General features: G+C 37.6%; 22 protein-coding genes. 16 read left to right on the top strand and 6 right to left on the bottom strand.

The genetic code is table 11. The annotated features are described in order from the left end of the window. Nucleotides 1-18 precede the first annotated feature (18 nt). Nucleotides 19-2,250 carry a tetratricopeptide repeat-containing hybrid sensor histidine kinase/response regulator gene (locus QCQ61_RS07920; protein WP_279447092.1) on the top strand — a complete coding sequence of 744 codons (2,232 nt, stop codon included), beginning with the start codon at nt 19-21 and terminating at the stop codon, nt 2,248-2,250. A 7-nt stretch (nt 2,251-2,257) separates the two neighbouring features. Here the strand turns inward: QCQ61_RS07920 and lpxK are convergent, their stop codons facing one another. Next, on the bottom strand, nt 2,258-3,259 hold the full coding sequence (gene lpxK, locus QCQ61_RS07915; protein ID WP_279447091.1) for a tetraacyldisaccharide 4'-kinase: 1,002 nt from the start codon (nt 3,257-3,259) through the stop codon (nt 2,258-2,260). Between the two features lie 121 nt (nt 3,260-3,380). Here lpxK and QCQ61_RS07910 point away from each other — a divergent pair, with 121 nt between their 5' ends. From QCQ61_RS07910 to msrA, 3 genes are all read left to right on the top strand, one after another. Further along, on the top strand, nt 3,381-4,496 hold the full coding sequence (locus QCQ61_RS07910; protein ID WP_279447090.1) for a Nif3-like dinuclear metal center hexameric protein: 1,116 nt from the start codon (nt 3,381-3,383) through the stop codon (nt 4,494-4,496). A gap of 3 nt (nt 4,497-4,499) precedes the next feature. Continuing rightward, complete coding sequence (locus QCQ61_RS07905) at nt 4,500-5,282, top strand: zinc ribbon domain-containing protein (protein ID WP_279447089.1); 783 nt, start codon at nt 4,500-4,502, stop codon at nt 5,280-5,282. Between the two features lie 106 nt (nt 5,283-5,388). Continuing rightward, the gene (msrA, locus tag QCQ61_RS07900) at nt 5,389-6,060 is read left to right on the top strand and encodes a peptide-methionine (S)-S-oxide reductase MsrA (RefSeq protein ID WP_279447088.1); all 672 of its coding nucleotides are present in this window, start codon (nt 5,389-5,391) and stop codon (nt 6,058-6,060) included. Nucleotides 6,061-6,126: 66 nt separating this feature from the next. Here msrA and QCQ61_RS07895 read toward each other — a convergent pair whose 3' ends face one another. Next, on the bottom strand, nt 6,127-6,930 hold the full coding sequence (locus tag QCQ61_RS07895) for a class I SAM-dependent methyltransferase (protein ID WP_279447087.1): 804 nt from the start codon (nt 6,928-6,930) through the stop codon (nt 6,127-6,129). Between the two features lie 157 nt (nt 6,931-7,087). On the opposite strand from QCQ61_RS07895, the gene QCQ61_RS07890 reads away from it, so the two are divergent. Further along, nucleotides 7,088-7,246: a lmo0937 family membrane protein gene (locus QCQ61_RS07890; protein ID WP_237601969.1), complete on the top strand. Its 159-nt coding sequence runs from the start codon at nt 7,088-7,090 to the stop codon at nt 7,244-7,246. A gap of 38 nt (nt 7,247-7,284) precedes the next feature. Beyond that, on the top strand, nt 7,285-7,416 hold the full coding sequence (locus QCQ61_RS07885) for a hypothetical protein (protein ID WP_262913894.1): 132 nt from the start codon (nt 7,285-7,287) through the stop codon (nt 7,414-7,416). A 59-nt stretch (nt 7,417-7,475) separates the two neighbouring features. Here the strand turns inward: QCQ61_RS07885 and QCQ61_RS07880 are convergent, their stop codons facing one another. Then, on the bottom strand, nt 7,476-7,748 hold the full coding sequence (locus QCQ61_RS07880; RefSeq protein ID WP_279447086.1) for a GNAT family N-acetyltransferase: 273 nt from the start codon (nt 7,746-7,748) through the stop codon (nt 7,476-7,478). Nucleotides 7,749-7,840: 92 nt separating this feature from the next. On the opposite strand from QCQ61_RS07880, the gene QCQ61_RS07875 reads away from it, so the two are divergent. The 10 genes from QCQ61_RS07875 to QCQ61_RS07830 all read left to right on the top strand — a co-directional run bounded on the left by QCQ61_RS07875 (nt 7,841) and on the right by QCQ61_RS07830 (nt 18,099). Beyond that, nucleotides 7,841-8,551, top strand: coding sequence for a hypothetical protein (locus QCQ61_RS07875; RefSeq protein WP_279447085.1), 711 nt, complete (start codon nt 7,841-7,843; stop codon nt 8,549-8,551). Nucleotides 8,552-8,604: 53 nt separating this feature from the next. Further along, the gene (gene kynU, locus QCQ61_RS07870) at nt 8,605-9,867 is read left to right on the top strand and encodes a kynureninase (protein ID WP_279447084.1); all 1,263 of its coding nucleotides are present in this window, start codon (nt 8,605-8,607) and stop codon (nt 9,865-9,867) included. Between the two features lie 130 nt (nt 9,868-9,997). Then, nucleotides 9,998-11,404 carry an FAD-dependent oxidoreductase gene (locus tag QCQ61_RS07865; protein WP_279450209.1) on the top strand — a complete coding sequence of 469 codons (1,407 nt, stop codon included), beginning with the start codon at nt 9,998-10,000 and terminating at the stop codon, nt 11,402-11,404. 101 nt (nt 11,405-11,505) lie between these two features. Next, on the top strand, nt 11,506-11,949 hold the full coding sequence (locus tag QCQ61_RS07860; protein ID WP_279450208.1) for a RidA family protein: 444 nt from the start codon (nt 11,506-11,508) through the stop codon (nt 11,947-11,949). Nucleotides 11,950-11,952: 3 nt separating this feature from the next. Then, nucleotides 11,953-12,777, top strand: a complete 825-nt coding sequence (locus tag QCQ61_RS07855) for an alpha/beta hydrolase (RefSeq protein WP_279450207.1) — start codon at nt 11,953-11,955, stop codon at nt 12,775-12,777. A gap of 3 nt (nt 12,778-12,780) precedes the next feature. Continuing rightward, nucleotides 12,781-14,226: an aldehyde dehydrogenase gene (locus QCQ61_RS07850; protein WP_279450206.1), complete on the top strand. Its 1,446-nt coding sequence runs from the start codon at nt 12,781-12,783 to the stop codon at nt 14,224-14,226. A gap of 77 nt (nt 14,227-14,303) precedes the next feature. Beyond that, the gene (locus tag QCQ61_RS07845; RefSeq protein WP_279450205.1) at nt 14,304-15,089 is read left to right on the top strand and encodes an SDR family oxidoreductase; all 786 of its coding nucleotides are present in this window, start codon (nt 14,304-14,306) and stop codon (nt 15,087-15,089) included. Between the two features lie 124 nt (nt 15,090-15,213). Then, nucleotides 15,214-16,296: an amidohydrolase family protein gene (locus tag QCQ61_RS07840; RefSeq protein ID WP_279450204.1), complete on the top strand. Its 1,083-nt coding sequence runs from the start codon at nt 15,214-15,216 to the stop codon at nt 16,294-16,296. Nucleotide 16,297: 1 nt separating this feature from the next. Then, the gene (locus tag QCQ61_RS07835; protein WP_279450203.1) at nt 16,298-17,434 is read left to right on the top strand and encodes a hypothetical protein; all 1,137 of its coding nucleotides are present in this window, start codon (nt 16,298-16,300) and stop codon (nt 17,432-17,434) included. Nucleotides 17,435-17,454: 20 nt separating this feature from the next. Further along, nucleotides 17,455-18,099, top strand: coding sequence for an O-methyltransferase (locus QCQ61_RS07830; protein WP_279450202.1), 645 nt, complete (start codon nt 17,455-17,457; stop codon nt 18,097-18,099). Nucleotides 18,100-18,119: 20 nt separating this feature from the next. Here the strand turns inward: QCQ61_RS07830 and QCQ61_RS07825 are convergent, their stop codons facing one another. The 3 genes from QCQ61_RS07825 to QCQ61_RS07815 form a co-directional block, all read right to left on the bottom strand. Beyond that, complete coding sequence (locus tag QCQ61_RS07825) at nt 18,120-18,407, bottom strand: Sec-independent protein translocase subunit TatA/TatB (RefSeq protein ID WP_279450201.1); 288 nt, start codon at nt 18,405-18,407, stop codon at nt 18,120-18,122. Between the two features lie 123 nt (nt 18,408-18,530). Continuing rightward, a complete protein-coding gene (locus QCQ61_RS07820) occupies nt 18,531-20,837 on the bottom strand; it encodes a M1 family metallopeptidase (RefSeq protein WP_279450200.1) in 2,307 nt (768 codons plus the stop codon). A gap of 38 nt (nt 20,838-20,875) precedes the next feature. After that, the gene (locus QCQ61_RS07815; protein ID WP_279450199.1) at nt 20,876-21,379 is read right to left on the bottom strand and encodes a DUF6702 family protein; all 504 of its coding nucleotides are present in this window, start codon (nt 21,377-21,379) and stop codon (nt 20,876-20,878) included. Nucleotides 21,380-21,432 lie beyond the last annotated feature (53 nt).

Below are 21,432 nucleotides of genomic sequence, written 5' to 3'. Positions count from 1 at the left end.
TAGATGCACCTACCTCGTTTGAAATACAAGATTCTCTTGCCCCTTATCTGGTGTTTCTTTATTTCGGTAAGTTCCTATTCTCTTCAGATAAAAGACACGATCGTCACCATAAAGCAGCTACAGTTTTCAGCAAAAAAAGCATTGGAAAATGAAAACTTTATGGAAGCAATTAAATATTTAAACGACGCCAATAAACTGGCATCACTTCCAAAGTACAAAAGCTACAAACCCGATGTAGAACTCCATATTGCTGAGTTGTTCTATAAATTGGAGTATTTTGACAAGGCTATTGAAGAAGTAGAAAAAGCAATAAGCAACCAAGAAATGTATAATAATTATTACAAGCTTGGCAATGCATATAACTTGTATGGTATTATTTTAATTTCTCAAGGAAAAATAAAGAAAGCCGAAAAATTTTTAAACAAGTCAGATTCTATTTACACCGCGCTAGAAGATACAGATAGCAAAGCAAATTATTATTATGGTATAGGCCTGTTACAATTGTACCGCGGCAACTACAATGAGTGTATAACAAACTTGAAAATTGCTGCAAAAAGTTTTAAAACACAAAAACGACCATTTGAAGAAGCATTGGCATATACAAATCTTGCAGACGCCCTAACGCTAGTAGATTCTTTGTCATATCCAAATCCGTTATTAGAAGCTAAAAATTTTTTACAAAAGGTTACAAATATTTCAACTAAACGGGGATATTCAAAATTACTGGTAGAAAAACGTCGCATCAATTCGCAAATATATATTGCCGAGAAAAAAAATGCAATTGCCGAACAGGAATTTAGATACTATATAAGGCATAAAGATTCTTTGCATCAAATTCATTTAAAAGCAATTGAAAAAGGCTTACAAGGCGAATCTGCCATTGGCGATCTTAACCAAATTATAGCCAATCAACAAGACGATTTACGAAAGCAGGATAAATCGCTATTTTTTGGTAAACTTACAGGCTGGCTGAGTATAGCCTTAATTTTAATTCTTTCACTTTTAACGCTTTCCCTTTATAAGAACAACAATTTACGAGCAAAAGCCAATGAGCTTTTACAAGATAAAAATACCGAACTTCAAGAAGCAAAGGAAAACGCCGAGCGCGCCTCACAGGCCAAAGCACAATTCCTTTCAACAATTACGCACGAATTACGCACTCCAATGTACACTGTTACTGGCCTAACGCATTTACTGTTAGAAGAAGATCCAAAACCCGAGCAAAAGGAACATCTAAATTCACTTAAATTTTCTGGGGAATATTTGCTTTCGTTAATCAATAATATTTTAGATTTAAACAAGCTTGAAGCAAACAAAGTAGAAATTGAGAAAGTGCCTTTTAATTTAAAAAAACGCATCGACGGGGTTTTAATAGCTTTAAAAAAATCGTCGGAAGCAAAAAACAATACGCTGCATTACGAATACGATAACTCCCTCCCCAATATTGTCATGGGAGACTCCCTCAAAATATCGCAAATTCTCATTAATTTAATCAGTAATTCTATCAAATTTACCGAAAACGGCGATATCTGGGTACGAGTAAAAACGGCCGAAAAACTTCCCAAAAAAGTTATTGTACATTTTGAGGTGGAAGATACTGGCGACGGGATTTCAAAAAAGAAACAAAACACCATTTTTGAATCATTTTCGCAAGGTTCACTTCAAATAAACAGAAAATATGGCGGTACCGGTCTTGGGCTTTCTATCGTTAAAAATCTATTAGAAATTATGGGAAGCCAAATATTTCTTGAAAGTAAACTCGGTGAAGGTTCCAAGTTTTGGTTTACTATAAGTTACGACATTTCTGAAACTACAGGCGACAGTAAAAAACCTGAAAAAATAGATGTTGTTGTTGAAAGTGATATACTCGAAAACAAAAAGGTTTTAATTGTTGAAGACAACAAAATAAACCAAATGATTACTAAAAAAATACTCGAGAAAAAAAATATGGTATGTGCTGTCGTCGATAACGGTATGGACGCAGTTAAACAAGTTAGAGAAAACGATTTTGATGTAATATTAATGGATATACACATGCCCGGAATAAGCGGAATTGAAGCCACAAAACAAATTCGTGAGTTTAATAAAACCGTACCCATTATTGCCCTGACCGCAATTACGATTGAAGAAAATTTAGAAGACTTCTACAAAGCTGGTTTTAATGAATTTATTCCCAAACCATTTAATGCCGAAGATTTCTTCGAAAAAATTAAAAGAGCAATCAGTGGGAATGAGTTTTTAATACGCTAGTTGTTCACTATTCTTCAATCGCAGCATATATACTGCTTTTAAAATGTGCTTCAGAATTGTTTAGCAGCACCGTTGTTATAGGTAAATAATAAACTTCTGTTGAATTGGCAATAGACCCCAACCGCATAAAGTCTTTTTCCGTTGTTAAAATTATAGCTTCATTTTTTAGGTTGTTAATTTCAGCCTCCGTGAAATTGTGATGGTCTGCAAACCTACTTTCCTTAAATACCAATCCTTCTTCCTTTAAAAAAGCAACCAACGGTTTTGGATTGGCAATACCTGTAACCAGCAAAAACGGTCTATTTTTTAAATATGTAAGGGGCTTTTGTTGCGTAGTGTTTTTAATAATGGAAGCATATCCTATTTTCGAAAAATAAACAGCTTGATTGGGCTTGGGGTTTAGCTTCCTTTGTGTAGTTGCGATAGTATCATTACTCATGTTGTCAGGACATTTTGTAACTACAATTATATCGGCGCGTTTAGCACCAAATTTAGGTTCGCGCAAGTTGCCGGTGGGCAGCATACAATCACTAACATATAAATTGTGGAAAGGCGTTAACAAAATGTTTAACGAAGCAGCAACCTTTCGATGCTGAAAAGCGTCATCCAACAAAATTACCGATGCCGTTTTCTGTAACTTTTCAATTCCCGTTTGCCGATCTTCGCAGACAGCTACGGTTATTTCGGGAAATTTCTTCTTAAATTGAAGCGGCTCATCCCCAACCTCTTCAACCGTACTATTAAGTTGTACTTCAAAATAACCGGAGGTATTTCGCTTATAGCCACGACTTAAAACGGCAACATTTTTTTCCTTTTTTAAATAGGAAACAAGTAATTCAATCATTGGCGACTTTCCGGTGCCGCCCGTTGTTAGGTTACCCACGCAAATAACGGGAAGATTATAGGCTTTACTTTTAAGCCAACCCGAATCGTAAAGCCAATTGCGGAGTGCTGTAATTGCGCCATATAACAACGAAAATGGAAAAAGAAGCTTTCGAAGCAAATTCATCTTACGAAAGTACAAATTCCCTCGAACGTGGAAATCTTTACCATAAACATTTCAAATTATAATGTGCATTTCATTTTCTTCAAAAAATTTTTAAACTACTATCTTTACTGAAACTAAAAAAATGAAGATAAAGCACGTAATTTCACTACTCGAGGAGCTCGCTCCACTATCCTATTCCGAAAGCTTTGACAATACCGGATTGCTCGTTGGCGATGCCAATGCTGCTGTTTCGGGTATCCTGGTAACCTTAGACACTTTAGAAGATGTGGTAGATGAAGCTATTGAAAAAAACTGCAACCTTATCGTAAGCTTTCATCCTATTGTTTTTTCCGGACTAAAAAAATTAACCGGAAAAACCTATGTGGAACGCGTAGTACAGAAGGCAATAAAAAATGATATTGCCATTTTTTCAAACCACACGGCGCTCGATAACTCGTGGAACGGTGTAAATGCAATGATTTGCGAAAAGCTCGGATTGCAAAACAGAAAAATTTTAATACCTCAATCAGAAACCATTAAAAAACTCATCACTTTTGTTCCTTCAAAAGATGCGGAAAACGTTCGAAACGCACTCTTTTCGGCAGGTGCAGGCACTATTGGCAATTATGAAAATTGTAGTTTCAATATAAAAGGAAACGGAAGTTTTAAAGGAAATGAAGCAGCTAATCCCATGATTGGAAAAAAAGGTGAGATTCACTTTGAAGAAGAAATTCAAATTGGGGTTACCTTCGAAAAACACTTGCAAAATGAAATTTTAAAATCTCTTTTTATCGCACACCCGTATGAAGAGGTAGCTTATGAAATTACTACACTCGAAAATCTAAATCAGCATTTGGGCATGGGCATGATAGGCGAATTAAAAACACCCATGGATGAAACTGAATTTCTGCACTTTATAAAGACAACAATGAAAACAGATTGTGTGCGCTATTCTCCCTTGCTTAAAAAGCCAATTAAGCGCGTTGCCGTGCTTGGCGGTAGCGGAAGTTTTGCCATTCCAAACGCAAAAAGTGCTGGTGCTGACGTATTTATTTCGGCAGATTTTAAATATCATGATTTTTTTAAGGCCGAAAACACACTACTTCTGGCAGATATTGGACATTATGAAAGCGAACAATTCACAAAAGACCTATTACATTCTTTCCTTAAGAAAAAAATGACTAATTTTGCACCCTCCTTGTCGGCAAGCAGGGTACTTTTATCACAAATAAATACCAATCCTATTAGCTATTTATAATTTATGGCAACAAAAACCGAAGTTACTGTTGAAGAAAAGTTAAGAGCATTATACGACCTTCAACTTATTGATTCAAGAATAGATGAAATTAGAAGTGTTCGTGGCGAACTTCCTTTAGAAGTTGAAGATCTTGAAGACGAAGTAGCAGGAATGAACACTCGTTTAGAAAAACTTAATGCAGATCTTGAAGTGATTGAAGATCAAATTAAGGAAAAAAAGAACAACATAGAGGAATCTAAAAACCTCATTAAAAAATACGCCTCACAGCAGGATAATGTTCGCAATAACCGCGAGTATAATTCCTTAACTAAGGAAATTGAATTTCAAGAATTGGAAATTCAACTTGCTGAAAAAAACATTAAGGAATTTCGCGCACAAATAGAGCAAAAAAGTCAGGTTATTGAAGACACAAAAGCACGTTTTAATGAGCGTTCTGAACACTTGAAACACAAACAAAACGAGCTTGACGAGATTTTGAAAGAAACTGAAAAAGAAGAGCAAACGCTTATCAAGCAATCTGAAAACTACGAAACTCAAATTGAGCCCCGCCTTATTAAAGCATACAAAAGAATCCGTGCCAATGTAAAAAATGGCTTGGCTGTTGTACCCGTAGAACGCGGCGCATCCGGAGGTTCATTTTTCACTATTCCACCACAAGTACAAATGGAGATTGCTGGTCGTAAAAAAATTATTACAGACGAGCACAGTGGCCGTATATTGGTAGATCCAGATTTAGCAACTGAAGAACGCGAAAAAATGGAAGCTGTTTTTTCCAAACTTAAATAATAGTTAACCCTATTTTATAACAAAGCCTTCACATAAAGTGAGGGCTTTTTTTGTACTTTAATTGCAAGGTATTATAATTATTTCAGACCAACACAAAAACAATAAAATGAAAAAGACAACCATATTAATTGCTAGCATATTTCTTTTTTCGCTCAATGGTGCGTGCAAACCTTCAAATAAAGATCATAAACGAGCGGAAGCAATTGCGCAGAAAGAACAAACTCCAGTACAAACTGAAGCGGTTAACGGACTAAAAAAAGCCTATTTTGCGAGTGGTTGTTTTTGGTGCGTTGAAGCAATTTACGAAAGTGTAAACGGTGTAAAAGAAGCAATTTCGGGATATAGCGGCGGACAGTCAAAAAATCCAACTTATGAAAATCACGCAGACCACGCCGAGGCGGTAGAAGTTCTTTACGATCCTAGTATAGTTAACTTCAATCAGCTGGTAGATGTGTATTTTGCATCGCAAAATGTAACACAGGTAAACGGTCAAGGCCCAGATCGTGGAGCATCTTACCGCTCCATAATTTTTTATCAAAACGATTCTGAAAAGAAAATTATCGATGAAAAAATAACCGAATTAAACAAGCAATTAGGAGATGACAAAGTGGCTGCCCAAGTTTTACCATTTCAAAAATTTTGGGAAGCCGAGGCCTATCACCAGAATTATGAGCGCAACAATCCGGGCAATCCGTATATTCAAAACGTCTCCATTCCAAGGTTGAATAAGTTTAAAAAGAAAATGCCGGAATTGCTCAAGGAAAATACAGCTCATTAATTTTAGATCGGCATTTAGTCTATAGAAGTTATTAACCTTGCAGGATACAATCTTCAATTTAGCTATTTAGACATTAATTTTTTTTGCCTTTACTTCAAAAATTAGTGGATATAGTTTATTTGTCAATTCATACATTCCCTCCGTATTTTTCGTTAAACCTGGAAATATATCGTACGGCGATGCATCGTGTTCATTTAAATATTCAATATAAAGGCCGGCATTGGTTAAGGATGAAATTATTTCGCCCAACCCATGGTTCCAGCCGTATTCTTTACTTACCATTTTTGAATTTTCATCGGCATAGGTTCCTTCGTATTCTTCGTAAATCGCTTTCTTTTGTTGGTATCCATATTTTAATTTTGGCGGTACAACGGTATAATCAAACATCCACGTTATGGGGTGAAAATCTACTATATAAAAAAAACCATCCGGCTTAAGCCTTTCAGAAATCATCTTTGCCCAAGGTTTTAACTCGGGCAACCAGCCGATGGTTCCATAACTGGTAAAAACAATATCGAATTTTTCAGATACAACATCAGAAGTATCCAAAACATTACAACAAACAAATTTCGCATTCAAATTCAACTCTAAATTTAATTGTTTTGCCAATTTAATTCCTTCGTCTGAAATATCTACGCCAGTACATTTGGCTCCCATTCTGGACAAGCTCAATGTGTCTTGTCCAAAATGACACTGAAGATGCAATAGGTTTTTTTTCGAGATATCGCCTAAAGCCTCTATTTCGTATGATTTAAGAGAACTACTTCCATTTTTAAAATTGGCCAAGTCGTAAAAATCACTTTTGGCATGAACCGCAACTTTATTGTTCCACGTTTGCTTGTTAATTTCAAATTTTTCAGAATCTTTCATTGTACAAATATGGAAAAATTACGGTATTAACTCAAAAAACATAATTATTAACTCTTTTGGTATTTTTTTGCAGTTTTCGTTAAAGATGGGTTAAAAACATGTTGAGCATGTTGGTTTTATTGTAAATTTAAATTCATTAACACTAAAAACTTATAACATGGGTGACATCATTTGGTTAATTGTAGTACTCCTAATTTTAGGATGGCTTATAGGATTCTTCGGGTTCGGAGAAGCTGTTGGAAGCCTAATTCACATTTTACTCGTCTTGGCTATAATTGGTATTTTGTACCGATTAGCAACAGGCCGCAGACCGTAATTATAATAAATCACTAACCTTAAAACAACAATTTAATTATGAAAAAAGTATTTTTAATTTTATTTGCCGTAGGCTTAATGAGCACTAGCTTTGTAAGCTGTCGCGAAAATAAAACAGTAGGAGACGAAATTGAAGACGTTGCGGACGATATAGAAGACGCAGTAGATTAATTAAAATAGAACAAAAACAAAAGGCCCTTTCAAACATTTTTGAAAGGGCCTTTTTTATATTAGTTTTCTACAATCGACTTCCATTCAGGATGTTTTTCAATATATTTTTTAATAAACGGACAGGTGGGAATAACTTTTAATCCCCTGAGTTCAATTTGCAGCAAAACCATTTCGGTCATTTCACTTGCAATTCCCTGACCCGAAAGTTCTTTGGGAACTTCAGTATGATCTAACGATAATACACCGGGTTTTACAGTATATTCAATAATAGCTTTGTGGCCATCAACTTCAGCTTCAAATCTATTTTTTTCCTTATTATCAATTACGCGCATAGCAAATAGAATTTAATGTTTCCAAAGATTAAAAATACAAAAAATATGAAAGCCAAAAGTATTCCTTACTTTTACATAAAACATCTCAATCTATGAAATATACGTATGTTCTACTCTTGTGTGCTTTAACGCTGAGTGGCTGTAATAACAACCAAAAATCTGCAAACAAAAATGCCGACGGAATTGTACTCAAAACCGATTCTATTCAAAATATAGATATTCGGCATCAAATTGCAAACGCCAACGGCCTTAATAGCTGGAATAAAGTTTCAGAAATTGCATTCACTTTTAATGTAGATCGCGGCGAAAACCATTTTCATCGCTCGTGGATCTGGAAACCAAAAACTGCAACAGTAACAATGATTTCGGCTACGGATACCATAAACTACAACCGTTCGCAAATGGATAGTTTAACCCAAAAAACCGACGCAGCTTTTATTAACGATAAATATTGGTTATTGGCTCCCTTTCAATTGGTTTGGGATGAAGGTATTACATTTTCGGAAAAGGATAATGCCGTGGCTCCAATTTCAAAAGATACTTTAAATCAATTAACAATTGTTTATGGCAATGATGGAGGATATACGCCTGGCGATTCCTACGACTTTTTTTATGACAAAAACCTTAAAATCAGAGAGTGGAATTACAGAAAGGCAAATGCCGAAAAACCCACTATGAGCACAACTTGGGAAGATTACGAAGATTTTAACGGAATTGAAATTGCAAAAACCCATAAGGATAGCACCGACAATTTTAAGTTGTATTTCACTAATATTTCGGTGGAAAAAGAAACTGCCAATTAAACAAATTTTAATTCCTATTTTTGTGAAAAGCCGATAAAATCCAACACAGCCCAATGTTCCAAAACTCTTTAGAATACGCAAGAAAACAAGATGCCGAAGACAGCTTAGCATCTTTCAGAAATAGATTTCATATTCCAAAAAATCCTTCCGGAGAAACACTTATTTATCTCTGTGGAAATTCACTCGGACTGCAGCCCAAAATAACTTCAGAATATATAAAAGAAGAACTTACAGATTGGGCAAATCTGGGCGTTGAAGGGCATGTTGAAGGCAAGCATCCTTGGCTTCCCTACCACGAATTTTTAACCGCAACTATGAGCAAAATTGTGGGCGCAAAACCTTCGGAAGTAGTTGTAATGAATACACTTACGACCAACCTTCATTTAATGATGGTTTCATTTTATCAACCCACAAAAACAAAGTATAAAATTGTGGTTGAAAGCGACGCGTTTCCCAGCGATAAATACGCAGTGGAAAGCCAATTAAAATTTCACGGAATAAACCCGAAGGATGGCCTGATTCTTTGGAAACCCAGAGCTGGCGAAGAACTTTGCCGGTTTGAAGATTTAGAGGAAATTTTAAAAAACCACGGCAACGAAATAACTTTGTTAATGATTGGCAGCACCAATTATTACACAGGCCAATCCTTTCCCTTAAAAAAAATTACCGAGCTCGGCCATAAATACAACTGCATGGTCGGTTTCGATTTGGCACACGGCGCAGGCAATATTCAACCAAATTTGCACGATTCTGGAGCAGACTTCGCCGTTTGGTGCACCTATAAATATTTAAACAGCGGCCCGGGAAGTTTGGGCGGTTGCTTTGTTCACGAACGCCACGCCAATAATGAAAAATTAAATCGCTTTGCAGGATGGTGGGGCCACAATAAAAAAACACGTTTTAATATGCGGCACGAGTTTGATGCCCTCCCGGGCGCCGAAGGTTGGCAACTCAGTAATCCGCCAATTTTATCAATGGCTGCAATTCGTGCCTCGTTAGATACTTTTGAGGAGGCGGGTTTTGATAACCTTCGGAAAAAATCTGACAAACTAACTGGTTTTTTGGAATTTCTTTTAGATGAAATGAATAACAGTTCCATTAAAATTATAACTCCGCGAAACCCGGAAGAACGCGGCTGCCAGCTTTCAATTCAAGTGAAAAATGCCGACAAGCGCCTACATACCAAACTCACCGAAGCAGGTGTAATAAGCGATTGGCGCGAACCGGATGTAATTCGCGTTGCTCCCGCCCCACTTTATAATAGTTTTGAAGATGTATTTCGATTTTCGGAAAAATTAAAGGAAATTTTAAACTAACCTGCAAGGTTTTGCCGCAGGCCTCCTTGTAGGTCTTCAAGCTAAAGATTTAAATACCTACAGGGTTTTGGAAACCTTGCAGGAGAGATCTAAAAACCTTGCAGGATGGAATAAAAAATAAAAATTGACAATGAATAATATCCTAATCATCGGCGCCGGCCTCTGCGGAAGCCTCCTCGCTTTGCGAATGGCGCAGCGCGGTTTTGAAGTAACCTTAGTAGAAAAACGCCCCGATTTACGAAAAGTAACTCAAGATGCGGGTCGCTCTATAAATTTAGCACTGAGTGATCGCGGTCTGCGCGGTTTGCGACTTGCAGGTGTTGAAGAGGAAGCGAAAAAACTCTGTATCCCAATGAATGGCAGGATGATTCACGATGCAAAAAGCAATACATTTTTGAGTCCGTATAGCGGTAGAAAAGACGAATATATTAACTCTGTTTCCCGCCCCGGTTTAAATATGTTGTTATTAGATGAAGCCGAAAAAATACCGAACGTAAAAATTATTTTCAACCACGCTTGTGAAGAAGTTGATTTGGAAAACGCTTCTGCAGTATTTAAAGATTTCAACACTAAAAAGGAACTTAAAATTCAGGCAGATGTAATTTTCGGCACAGATGGCGCAGGTTCAGCAGTGCGGAAAAATATGTTCGACAGCCATAAATTTCTGTTTAGTTTTTCACAACAATGGCTTAGCCACGGTTATAAAGAACTGGAAATTCCCGCTACCGAAAACGGTGGTTATAGAACCTATAAAAACGCCCTGCACATTTGGCCGCGCGGCGAAGATATGCTTATTGCACTACCAAATCTGGACGGTAGTTTTACCGTAACATTATTTCTTCCGTATGAAAATAGCGACTATTGTTTCGCCAATTTAACAACGCCAGAAATGGTGTACGAATATTTCAATAAGGAATTTCCCGATGTGGTAGAAATGATTCCCAACCTAGCCGATGAATTTTTTACCAATCCCATCGGGCAGTTGGGCACGGTAAAGTGTTCGCCCTGGCATTCCTTCGGAAAAATACTATTAATGGGCGATGCCGCACATGCCATCGTTCCATTTTACGGACAGGGAATGAACGCTTCCTTCGAAGATGTGGTGGTTTTTGATGAAGTATTATCAAGCCTCCAACAACCTCTCCAAAAGAAAGAAGTTGATTGGAACATAGTTTTTTCAGAATACGAAAAAAGAAGGAAAAAGGATGCCGATGCTATAGCAGATTTGGCAGTAGATAATTTCCACGAAATGAAAGAGCACACGGCAATGGAAATTTTCCAACGCAAAAGGAAACTGGAAACCGTTTTTGAAGCAGAATTCCCTGAAGAGTATTACAGCAAATATTCTTTGGTTACCTTTAAGGAATCTATTTCGTACTCCGAAGCATTGAAACGCGGACGCGCACAAGACAAAGCAATTTTAAATCTTTTGGACGATGGAAAAATTTCGGAAGAAATGTCTTTAAAAGAAAAACTAGAACTGGTGAAAAAAGAAACCGAGGCCATTCTTCGCGATGATGAAGTGGCGTTTGGCTAAATACTTCCTGCAAGGTGTTGCCGCAGGCCACCTTGTAGGTATAAATCACAATAATAAAGACCTACAAGGTTTTGAAAACCTTGCAGGATTAAAAGCAAACTATGGAAAACAATGAAAAAGATTCCCGCCTTCGCGGGAATGTAGTGGAAGGAAAAGCAACGCCGCGCGGCGCATATCCGCACGTAAAGCGCGTGGGCGATTTTATATTTATTAGCGGTACAAGTTCGCGTTTGCCTGACAACACTTTTGCAGGCGTTAATAAAATTGACGAATTGGGCACGATGCATTTCGATATAAAGGAACAAACCCGTGCCGTGCTCGAAAACATAAAAGATTACTTAGCCACCGAAGGCGCAACAATGGCCGATGTGGTGGACGTAACCAGTTTTTTAGTAAATATGAACGACTTTGCCGGGTACAACCAAGTGTACGCCGAATATTTCAACAAAGAAACAGGACCAACACGTACTACGGTTGCTGTGCATCAATTGCCGCATCCGCATTTGGTGGTAGAGATAAAGGCTATGGCCTATAAACCACGGTAACATATGAAAATAAAAATCATTTCATCCATGGCAATTTTTATGATCGCAATTTTCACCGTTGCGGCACAGGAAATCGTGGATAAAAAGCCATTATCTATTGGTGAAACAGTTAGCTTTCATTCAAAAGTTTTAAATGAAAAGAGAATTTTAAATATTTATTTGCCCAACAGTTATTCCGTGGATGCTTCAAAAAAATATCCCGTCATTTATCTGCTCGATGGTTCAATAGATGAGGATTTTTTGCATATCGCCGGCCTTGTGCAGTTCGGTTCATTTTCGTGGATAAATTTGGTGCCCGAAACAATTGTAGTGGGAATAGCGAATATTGATAGAAAAAAAGATTACACCTATCCTTCAACCGATAAGGAATATGTAAAAAAATATCCAACTACGGGGCATTCCGCGCTATTTATAAAATTTATAGATGAAGAAGTTCAGCCACTCATTGAAAAAACATATAATGTTTCTTCGGAAAAAACACTCATTGGCCAATCTTTAGGGGGTCTTTTGGCAACTGAAATACTTTTCAAAAAACCAGATATGTTCGATAATTATATCATTGTAAGTCCAAGTTTATGGTATGATTACGAATCTTTGCTGAAAACCACGCCCGAACCATACAAAACAAATAAATCAATTTTTGTAGCCGTAGGCGAAGAGGGAGATTGGATGAAAAGAGTTGCAACGGAACTCTATGAAAAATTGATGAAAACGAAGAAGAAGAATACCGAATTACATTATAAATTTCTAAAAGAACAAGACCACGGTGATGCTCTTCATTTAGCAGTTTACAGTGCATTTGAGGAAATGTTTGCTGAAAAAAACTAGGTAATGCAAAAAATCTTAAACTACATAAACGGCGAATACGTTGAACCACTTTCAAAAAAATGGTTGGATAATTACAATCCTTCCAATGGCGAAGTGTATTCGCAGATAGCAAATTCAAATGGCGAGGATATTGAAACTGCCTACCAAGCAGCGAAGGAAACATTCCCAAAATGGAGCAATACCACAATAGACGAGCGAAGTAAAATTCTTTTAAAAATTGCAGATTTAATTGATAAAAACCTGGTCGATTTGGCCAAAGCCGAAGCAAAAGATAACGGCAAACCTTTGAGTTTGGCTTTGGCAGTTGATATTCCTAGAGCTTCGGCAAACTTCCGTTTTTTCGCAAATGCAATCACACAATTTTCCAGCGAAGCACACGAAAGCGTTGGATTAAATACGATGAATTTCACCCTACGACAGCCGTTAGGAGTAGTGGGCTGTATTTCGCCGTGGAATCTTCCGTTGTATTTGTTCTCGTGGAAAATCGCACCTGCAATCGCCGCAGGAAATACGGTAGTAGCAAAACCAAGCGAAGTGACTCCAATGACCGCTTTTCTTTTGGGTGAAATATGTACCGAAGCAGGGTTGCCAAAAGGCGTTTTAAATATCGTTCACGGCACGGGACCATCCGCAGGGCAGGCCATTGTGGAGCATAAAAACATTAAAGCCATTTCTTTCACCGGTGGAACCAAAACGGGCGAACACATTGCCCGCACCGCTGCACCAATGTTTAAAAAATTGTCTTTGGAATTGGGCGGAAAAAACCCAAACCTCATCTTCGCCGATTGCGACTATGAAAAAATGCTGGACGTAACCGTTCGCTCTTCGTTTTCAAATCAAGGCCAAATCTGCCTTTGCGGAAGTAGGATTTTTGTTGAAAAACCGATTTACGAAAAATTCAAAAAAGATTTTGTTGAAAAAGTAAAACAGCTGAAAATAGGAAATCCGTTTGATGCCGAAACAAATATTGGAGCTTTGGTTTCAAAACCACATTTGGAAAAAGTTCAATCGTATATAAATCTCGCCACAAAGGAAGGCGGAAAAATTATTTACGGTGGAAATAAAGTAACAGTGAAAAACTTTGAAAATGGTTACTACTTGGAACCCACAGTAATCGAAGTTTTTGACAATCAATGCCGCGTAAACCAAGAAGAAATCTTCGGACCCGTCGTTACAATTATGTCTTTTAAAACCGACGAAGAGGCATTGCAAATGGCTAATTCGGTAAAATATGGTTTATCGTCAACGCTCTGGACTTCAGATTTAAATAGAACGATGCGTATTTCAAAAGAAATTCAAGCTGGAATTGTTTGGGTGAACACGTGGTTAAACCGCGATTTACGAACTCCTTTCGGCGGAATGAAAGACAGCGGTGTAGGTCGCGAAGGCGGATTTGAAGCACTTCGTTTTTTTACGGAAGCGAAGAATGTTTGTATAAAATATGAGTAAAAACGAAACTGAAACTCAAATCGAAATCGAAAACTCAATACTCAATACTCAATACTCAATACTCAATACTACAATAAATGAATTTAGATTTAACAAATAAAAATGCAATGGTCTGCGGAAGTACTGCAGGCATTGGGAAAGCAACTGCAATTCAATTGGCAAAATTGGGAGCAACGGTAACTTTGGTTGCTCGTAATGAAGAAAAATTAAAGGAAACTTTAATCGAATTGCCACACGAAAAAGGTCAAAAACACAATTATTTTGTAGCAGATTTTACAAATCCGAAACAGGTGAAACAAAAGGCGGAGCTGGCAGCTTCGAACAAAACCTTTCATATATTGGTGAACAATACCGGCGGACCGAAAGGCGGACCCATCTTTTCGGCAGAAACCGATGAGTTCGAAAAAGCCTTTTCAATGCATTTAATTTGCAATCAAATATTGGTACAGGCTTTGGTTCCGCGAATGAAGGAAGCAGATTATGGCAGAATTATAAATATTATCTCCACTTCGGTAAAGCAACCTATAGATGGGCTTGGCGTAAGCAACACTATACGCGGCGCCGTATCGAGCTGGAGCAAAACCTTGGCCAATGAATTGGGTCAATTCGGGATAACGGTAAACAATGTATTGCCGGGTTTTACAGCTACAGACCGACTAGAAGATATTGTTGGCAACGCCGCCAAAAAAATGAATAAAACCGAAAAAGAAGCCAGCGACTTTATGAAAAGCATTGTTCCTGCCCGCCGTTTCGCACAGCCGGGAGAAATTGCCAATGCCGTCGCGTTTTTGGCAACGGAGGCTGCGAGTTACATCAACGGAATCAATCTTCCGGTTGATGGTGGGCGAACCAAAAGTTTGTAACTTATAAAAGAACCCAGTCCTGCAAGGTTTTTACAACCTTGTAGGTCTAATGTTTAGAAGTTTGTAACTTTAAACAATAATTTATTTTAAATTAAAAAGATTCCCGCCTTCACGGGAACTGCTTATGAAACGAAAACTCCGCATTAACGGCCACTCACACCTTCTACCCTATCCTGAAGAAATTCCACAGTTTATGCAGGATAAGGGAATTTTTTGGGTAGATAAAGACCGAAAATATATGCTCCAAAAAGATTGGAGCCGTCCCGTAACCGATTCCAGTTTCTTTTTAAATGAAAAATTGGAGTGGATGGAACGATTTAAAATAGATCACGCCGTGGTTTTAAACCTGTCCCAACTCTATGGAAACGGGCTGCGTGTGGAAGAAATGAAGCAAGCCTTGCGTTTTCAGAATGATTTTAACGCAAAAATTCAACATAACAATCCATCAAAATTTACCTGCGGTTTTGTAGTTCACCCTGGTTTTGTACGTGGCGCACTTTGGGAAATTGAACGCTGCGTGGAAGAACTTGGACTTCAATTGTTGTGTTTGCCTACCCATTACATGGATACCATCGGAACGTGGCGATGTATTTTTGACGAAGAAAACGAACCTATTTTTGAACTTGCTTCAAAATATAATTTAGCAGTTGAAATACATCCCTACGATGGCGAAAAATTCATAAAACTCGAAAATACAGCTTGGAGATTCCACCTTATTTGGATGCTCGCCCAGTGTGCCGATGCCTACCATTTCCTTACTTTAAATGGCTACGCAGATAAATACCCAGGAATGCGGACCTGCTTTGCCCACGGCGGCCAGTTGGCACAGATAAATTTGGGAAGAAGAATTCAAGGTTTTGATGGTCGCCCCGATCTTTTTGAAGGGAAAACACATCCGCGGAAATCTGTTGGACATAAAAATATTTTTTTCGACACTTTGGTTCACGACACAGGATCATTGGAATTGGTAGTAAGAAACCAAGGCGCAAAACAGGTTTTGGTTGGGCTCGATGATCCGTATCCGCTGGGCGAAATGGAAAGCGCCCCCCAATCTTCATATCCAGGGAAAATTTTAGATCTTGCCTTAGAACGCAATATTGTAACCCAAGACCAGGCCGATGCCATGTGGGAAGACAATGTAATTCAGTGGTTATGTGGCGATGATGAAACCGCAAAGAAAAAATTAGTTAATCGAATTTTGGGATAAAATGACAGAAGTAGCTAAATTCTACATTCTCTCGCATATATGTATTTCCTTTATTGGCGGGGTTTTGTTGCTTGCACTTTGGTTTAATATCCGAGCGCGTTTTAGTCAACTTCTAGAAGAAAACGATTCGCAAAAACGAGTAGATAAAGGATTGCTTTACCTAAGTCTGGCTATGTTTATTTGGGTAATTTCTGGGTGTTGGATATATGGTGGAACCATATTCAATTATACCGAAACTCAAGGTTATCAGTTGGCAGTAAACCTATTTTCTATTGTTAACAATATGTTTTTACTGCTGGCGCTTTTCTACTTTTATTACGCGCCGGGCTTTATTTACCACCATAAAAAAAACATCAAAAAAATTATTGCGGTTATTATTTTAACCTCGGTTCTCACATTCGTTTTGCCTTTTGTTTTGGGCGAAAATAATATCATAAAAAACATACGGATTAGCGGAATTCCGGATTTAATGCTCTCGGCATTTTTGTGCTATTTATTGGGCATTTCATTCTATAGAACTTTTGCCTATCGCGGGTTGAGAGTGATTGGCGTCATTTCAATTTTGGTGATAGTTTTGATTTTCGTTTCCCAAATTTCTGAAGTTTTTCTCACCTTCGGAAATGATTTCAGCAACAACTTCATCAAAATTATTGCGAAAACTTCCTTGATTTCAATCTTTTTGGTTTTGGCGACAACTTGGGTTATTCGGCTTGCAAGCACACCAAAACCGAATGAAATTACAATCCATTTTTTGGATTGGAGTTTGGTGAAACTAAACATCCCAACGAAAAACATTTACGATCAGACTATCGATTTTGGATCAAAAACCACGCAGTATAAAAATCTTTTGAAATTTGCCATCCGCAGAAAATACACCGAAGGCGAAGCGCAGACTATTCCTGTAAACCTTGGTGGAGAAATTAAAAACCAAACATATCTTACCCGAATTATTGAAAATATAAATGATATTCTACAATTGGATGATTCGCAAAAACTGGATCGGCGCGATCTTTTCACCTTTATTGGGGAAAGTAAATATCGTTTGCGAATAGTGCCTAACAACATTTCAATCAATAAAAGATTGTTGGATGAATTTGTTGAGAGCACTGAAAACAAAACGTATAAAGAATTGATTTAAGACACGAAAACTACATAGCCATGGATTTCCTTCCCGAAAAAATAAACGATTACGTAGAAAAACATTCACATCCTGAACCAAAATTACTTCAAAAATTAAACCGGGAAACTTGGCAGAAACAGCTGCAACCACGCATGCTGAGCGGACATTTACAAGGCCGGATTTTGAGTATGCTTTCAAAATTGATTCGTCCTCAAAACATTTTGGAAATTGGTACCTATACGGGGTATTCGGCACTTTGTTTAGCGGAAGGGATACAGGAAAATGGCGAACTTCACACCATAGACATCAACGAGGAATTGTATGATTTCCAACGAAAATATTTTGACGAATCACCTTTCGGAAAGCAGATTTTTCAGCATTTGGGAAATGCTTTGGAGGTCATTCCTAAACTCGAAAAAACCTTCGATTTGGTGTTTATTGATGCCGACAAAAATAATTATCCCAACTATTTGGAAATCATTCTTCCAAAGTTAAAAAAGGGGTCAGTGATTTTAAGCGATAATGTACTGTGGAGCGGAAAGGTTGTTGAAGAATTGAAGGAAGGCGATGACGATACAAAAGCTCTATTACACTATAATAAACTCTTGAACGAGCATTCAAAACTGGAAACTGTAATTCTCCCTATTCGGGATGGCCTAACTATTTCGCGATTTATTGGCTAAAATAAATTCAGATTAAAATTTTAGAATCTTCTTTTAACGGGGCCAGTAACTTCTTCAACGTCTTCTTTTACTTTGTCTATTTGTTGTTTAACGTCTTTAGAAATATCAATATCTATCCCTTGTTTTTCGGCACTTTTGGTAATTTCCGATTTAATATCGTTTGTAGCATCTTTTACTTGTCGCATAGCTTTGCCCAGGCCACGTGCAATTTCCGGCACTTTGTCTGCGCCAAACACTAGGAGTATTATAAACAAAATAAACCCTATTTCGGCGCCACTGATAAAAAGAAAAATTGCCTGTGAAATCATGGTACAAATATAGTAATGACTTATGATTTTTTGGTGCTCCGGGTAGAGTTTTTCTAAAATTGAATTAATGCAAAAATTCCTTCTTCACAGCCTTTGGAAGTAGGAATTTAAAGCATTTATCTTTTAGTCTGTTTTGGTTTTATTTTTGAATTTATCAAAAGCACCCAATTTTTTACGTTTTGGCCAATTGTTGTTTGAAGTATCTATATCTGCAGTTTCTTCGTCTGGATCTACTTCAATTTTAGTTATTTCCTTTTCTGAAGCAATAACCTTTCCTACAGATTCGTCGTTTTTTCGCCAAATTTGTGCGGGATAAGTTACCCGTTCGGTACTGCCATCGCTATATGTGTATTGTGCTATAATAGGCATTGGAATTCCACCGGGCTTTTCAAACGTTATTTCATAAAAATATTTTGGGTGTTTCAGTTTTGCACGTTCTTCAGCTGGTATATTTTCCATAATGTAATCATTAAGAGTAGTAACATCTTCCAACTTTGCATTTCGCATATGTTCTTCAAAATCTTCACTTTCCTCGTCAATTAAGTAAACTAATGGTGGCAGATCGCTTTCAGAAATACCTCGAGCAGCTATCATTTGTTTTACTTCTTTATTCATTTTTGAAGTAACGTAGAATTTTTTCACATCTTTCACACCTATATCTACAAAGTCGGTAGTGTAAAACCATTCTCTCCAATACCAATCTAAATCTATTGCCGAAGCATCTTCCATGGTTCTGAAAAAATCTTCGGGTGTTGGGTGTTTAAACATCCAACGATTGGCATAGGTTTTAAATGCGAAGTCGAAAAGTTCGCGGCCCATAATGGTTTCACGAAGAATGTTAAGCGCCGTTGCTGGTTTAGCGTATGCATTTGCGCCAAAGTTATACGTGTTAAGACCTTTGGTCATAATAGGCGCTAACTGACTTTGATCGCCTGCCATATAATCAACTATGTTTTTTGCGGGGCCGCGACGCGACGGATATTTTCTGTTAGGCGCAATGGCTTCTGGGTATTCCTCTCCAAAATCCTGCTCTGCCACGTATTGTGTAAATGTATTTAAACCTTCATCCATCCACGTCCATTGACGCTCGTCACTGTTTACTATCATCGGGAAATAGTTATGACCAACTTCGTGAATAATTACGCTAATCATTCCGTATTTAGTACGATCGCTGATGCTTCCGTCTTTATCTGGCCTACCGTGATTCCAGCAAATCATTGGATATTCCATGCCTTGATTTTTGGCGCTTACCGATATTGCCTTTGGATACGGATAGTCAAAAGTCATTCGGGAATAGGTTTTTAAAGTACTTGCAACCGCGCGTGTAGACCAATCTTCCCACAGTGGGTTAGATTCTGGTGGATACAACGAAACGGCCATTACGGAACCACTGCCCATTTTAACGGCCATCATATCCCAAATGTATTTACGTGAAGTTGCAAAAGCATAATCGCGAACGTTTTCTGCTTTAAATTTCCAAGTTCTTTTAGCCGTAGAAAAGTTTTTTGATGCAGCTTCCGCTTCGGCCTGTGTAACAATAACAACCGGTTTGTCAAAAGATTTTTGAGCCGCTTCGTAGCGGTTCATCATTTCTTTTGTAAATATTTCCTTTCTGTTTTGAAGCTCACCGGTTGCATCCAAAATGTGGTCTGCCGGTACGGTAATATTCACTTCAAAATTTCCGAAGGGCAACGCAAACTCATCCCTTCCCCAAAACTGACTGTGCTGCCAGCCTTCCACATCGTTATAAACCGCCATCCGGGGATAGAATTGGGCGATGACATAACCGCGATTGCCGTCCTCAAACGTTTCGTACCCGCTACGAGCCCGATCTACCACATGGTCGTTGATGTTATACCACCACTTTATTGAATAGACGAATTTTTCTCCAGGTTTTAAGGAGTTGGGCATATCAATACGCATCATGGTTTGGTTTATTGTATGCTTAAGCATATTGCCTTTTGCATCCTTTACCTCCAAAATATTAAAGCCACCATCAAAATCTCTACCCATATAATTTTCTACAAAACTACCTGCCATATCAGCAGGAACCGCACTTGAAGATTCTATTAACGGCGATTTGGAATCTTTTGCCCGTACGTTTTGGTCTAATTGTACCCATAAATATTCTAAAATATCGGGCGAATTATTAGTATATGTAATGGTTTCAAAACCTGTTATTTTTTTATTCTTATCGTCTAACTCTATATTCATTTCATAATCTGCCTGCTGTTGGTAATAGCTGGGACCCGGCGCGCCGCTTGCAGTTCGAAACATATTGGGTGTTGAAAATTCTTGATAGAGTTGTTTAAAACGATTGGTGTTGTAGTGGCCAGATTCTCGCTTGTTGTTTTCAGTTTCGTCCTGCGCAGATACTGTCGCTGAAGCTAAAAATAGCACCGTAAGAAATAGGGATTTGAATACTTTCATATTAATTCTGGTATTTTAAAAAATAGGTTGGCAATGTATTAATTAAATTTTAATTTTCCCCGTGGCTCATCATTGTCGAGAATCAAACTTCGTCGGGTAGTCGGGGTTTTTAAATGAATTATGTTTTGCTGTTCACTAAACATTTCTAGCAACACTTTATTTTCAATTTCAATAGTTTTTAATTCCTTTAAATCTACAACCTCCAAATAAGCAACCAGCATATCGGTATCGTATTCCTTTCCCAAATAATTGAGTTTTACAGCACTGCCGTTCACTTTAATATGAATTTTCTCCAAAAGATAGTTTTGTAAAACTTCATTGGTTGTGGGCGTTTCTTTTTCTGTGTCCAGTGAAAGTGAAGAATCATACCGTTGCTGAAGTGCATCTTCAATATCGTCAGTAAAAATTTTAGCAATAATCTGAAGCGAATTTTTTTCCTTTACATATTCAATTTTAGTGATACTTACGTAAAATTTATGCGCATTTGAACCTGACATTAAAGGAAAAACAAGCAATAAAAGGAGAATTTTAGAAAACTTCATGTAAGGGGAAAATTAATAAAAATATAAGACGGGCATTACGAATAAATGTTACA

Source organism: Aequorivita marisscotiae, assembly GCF_029814825.1.
GTDB classification, from domain to species: domain Bacteria; phylum Bacteroidota; class Bacteroidia; order Flavobacteriales; family Flavobacteriaceae; genus Aequorivita; species Aequorivita marisscotiae.
Note: the sequence above shows the minus strand (reverse complement) of the source record. Positions and strands in the feature narration are given on the sequence as shown.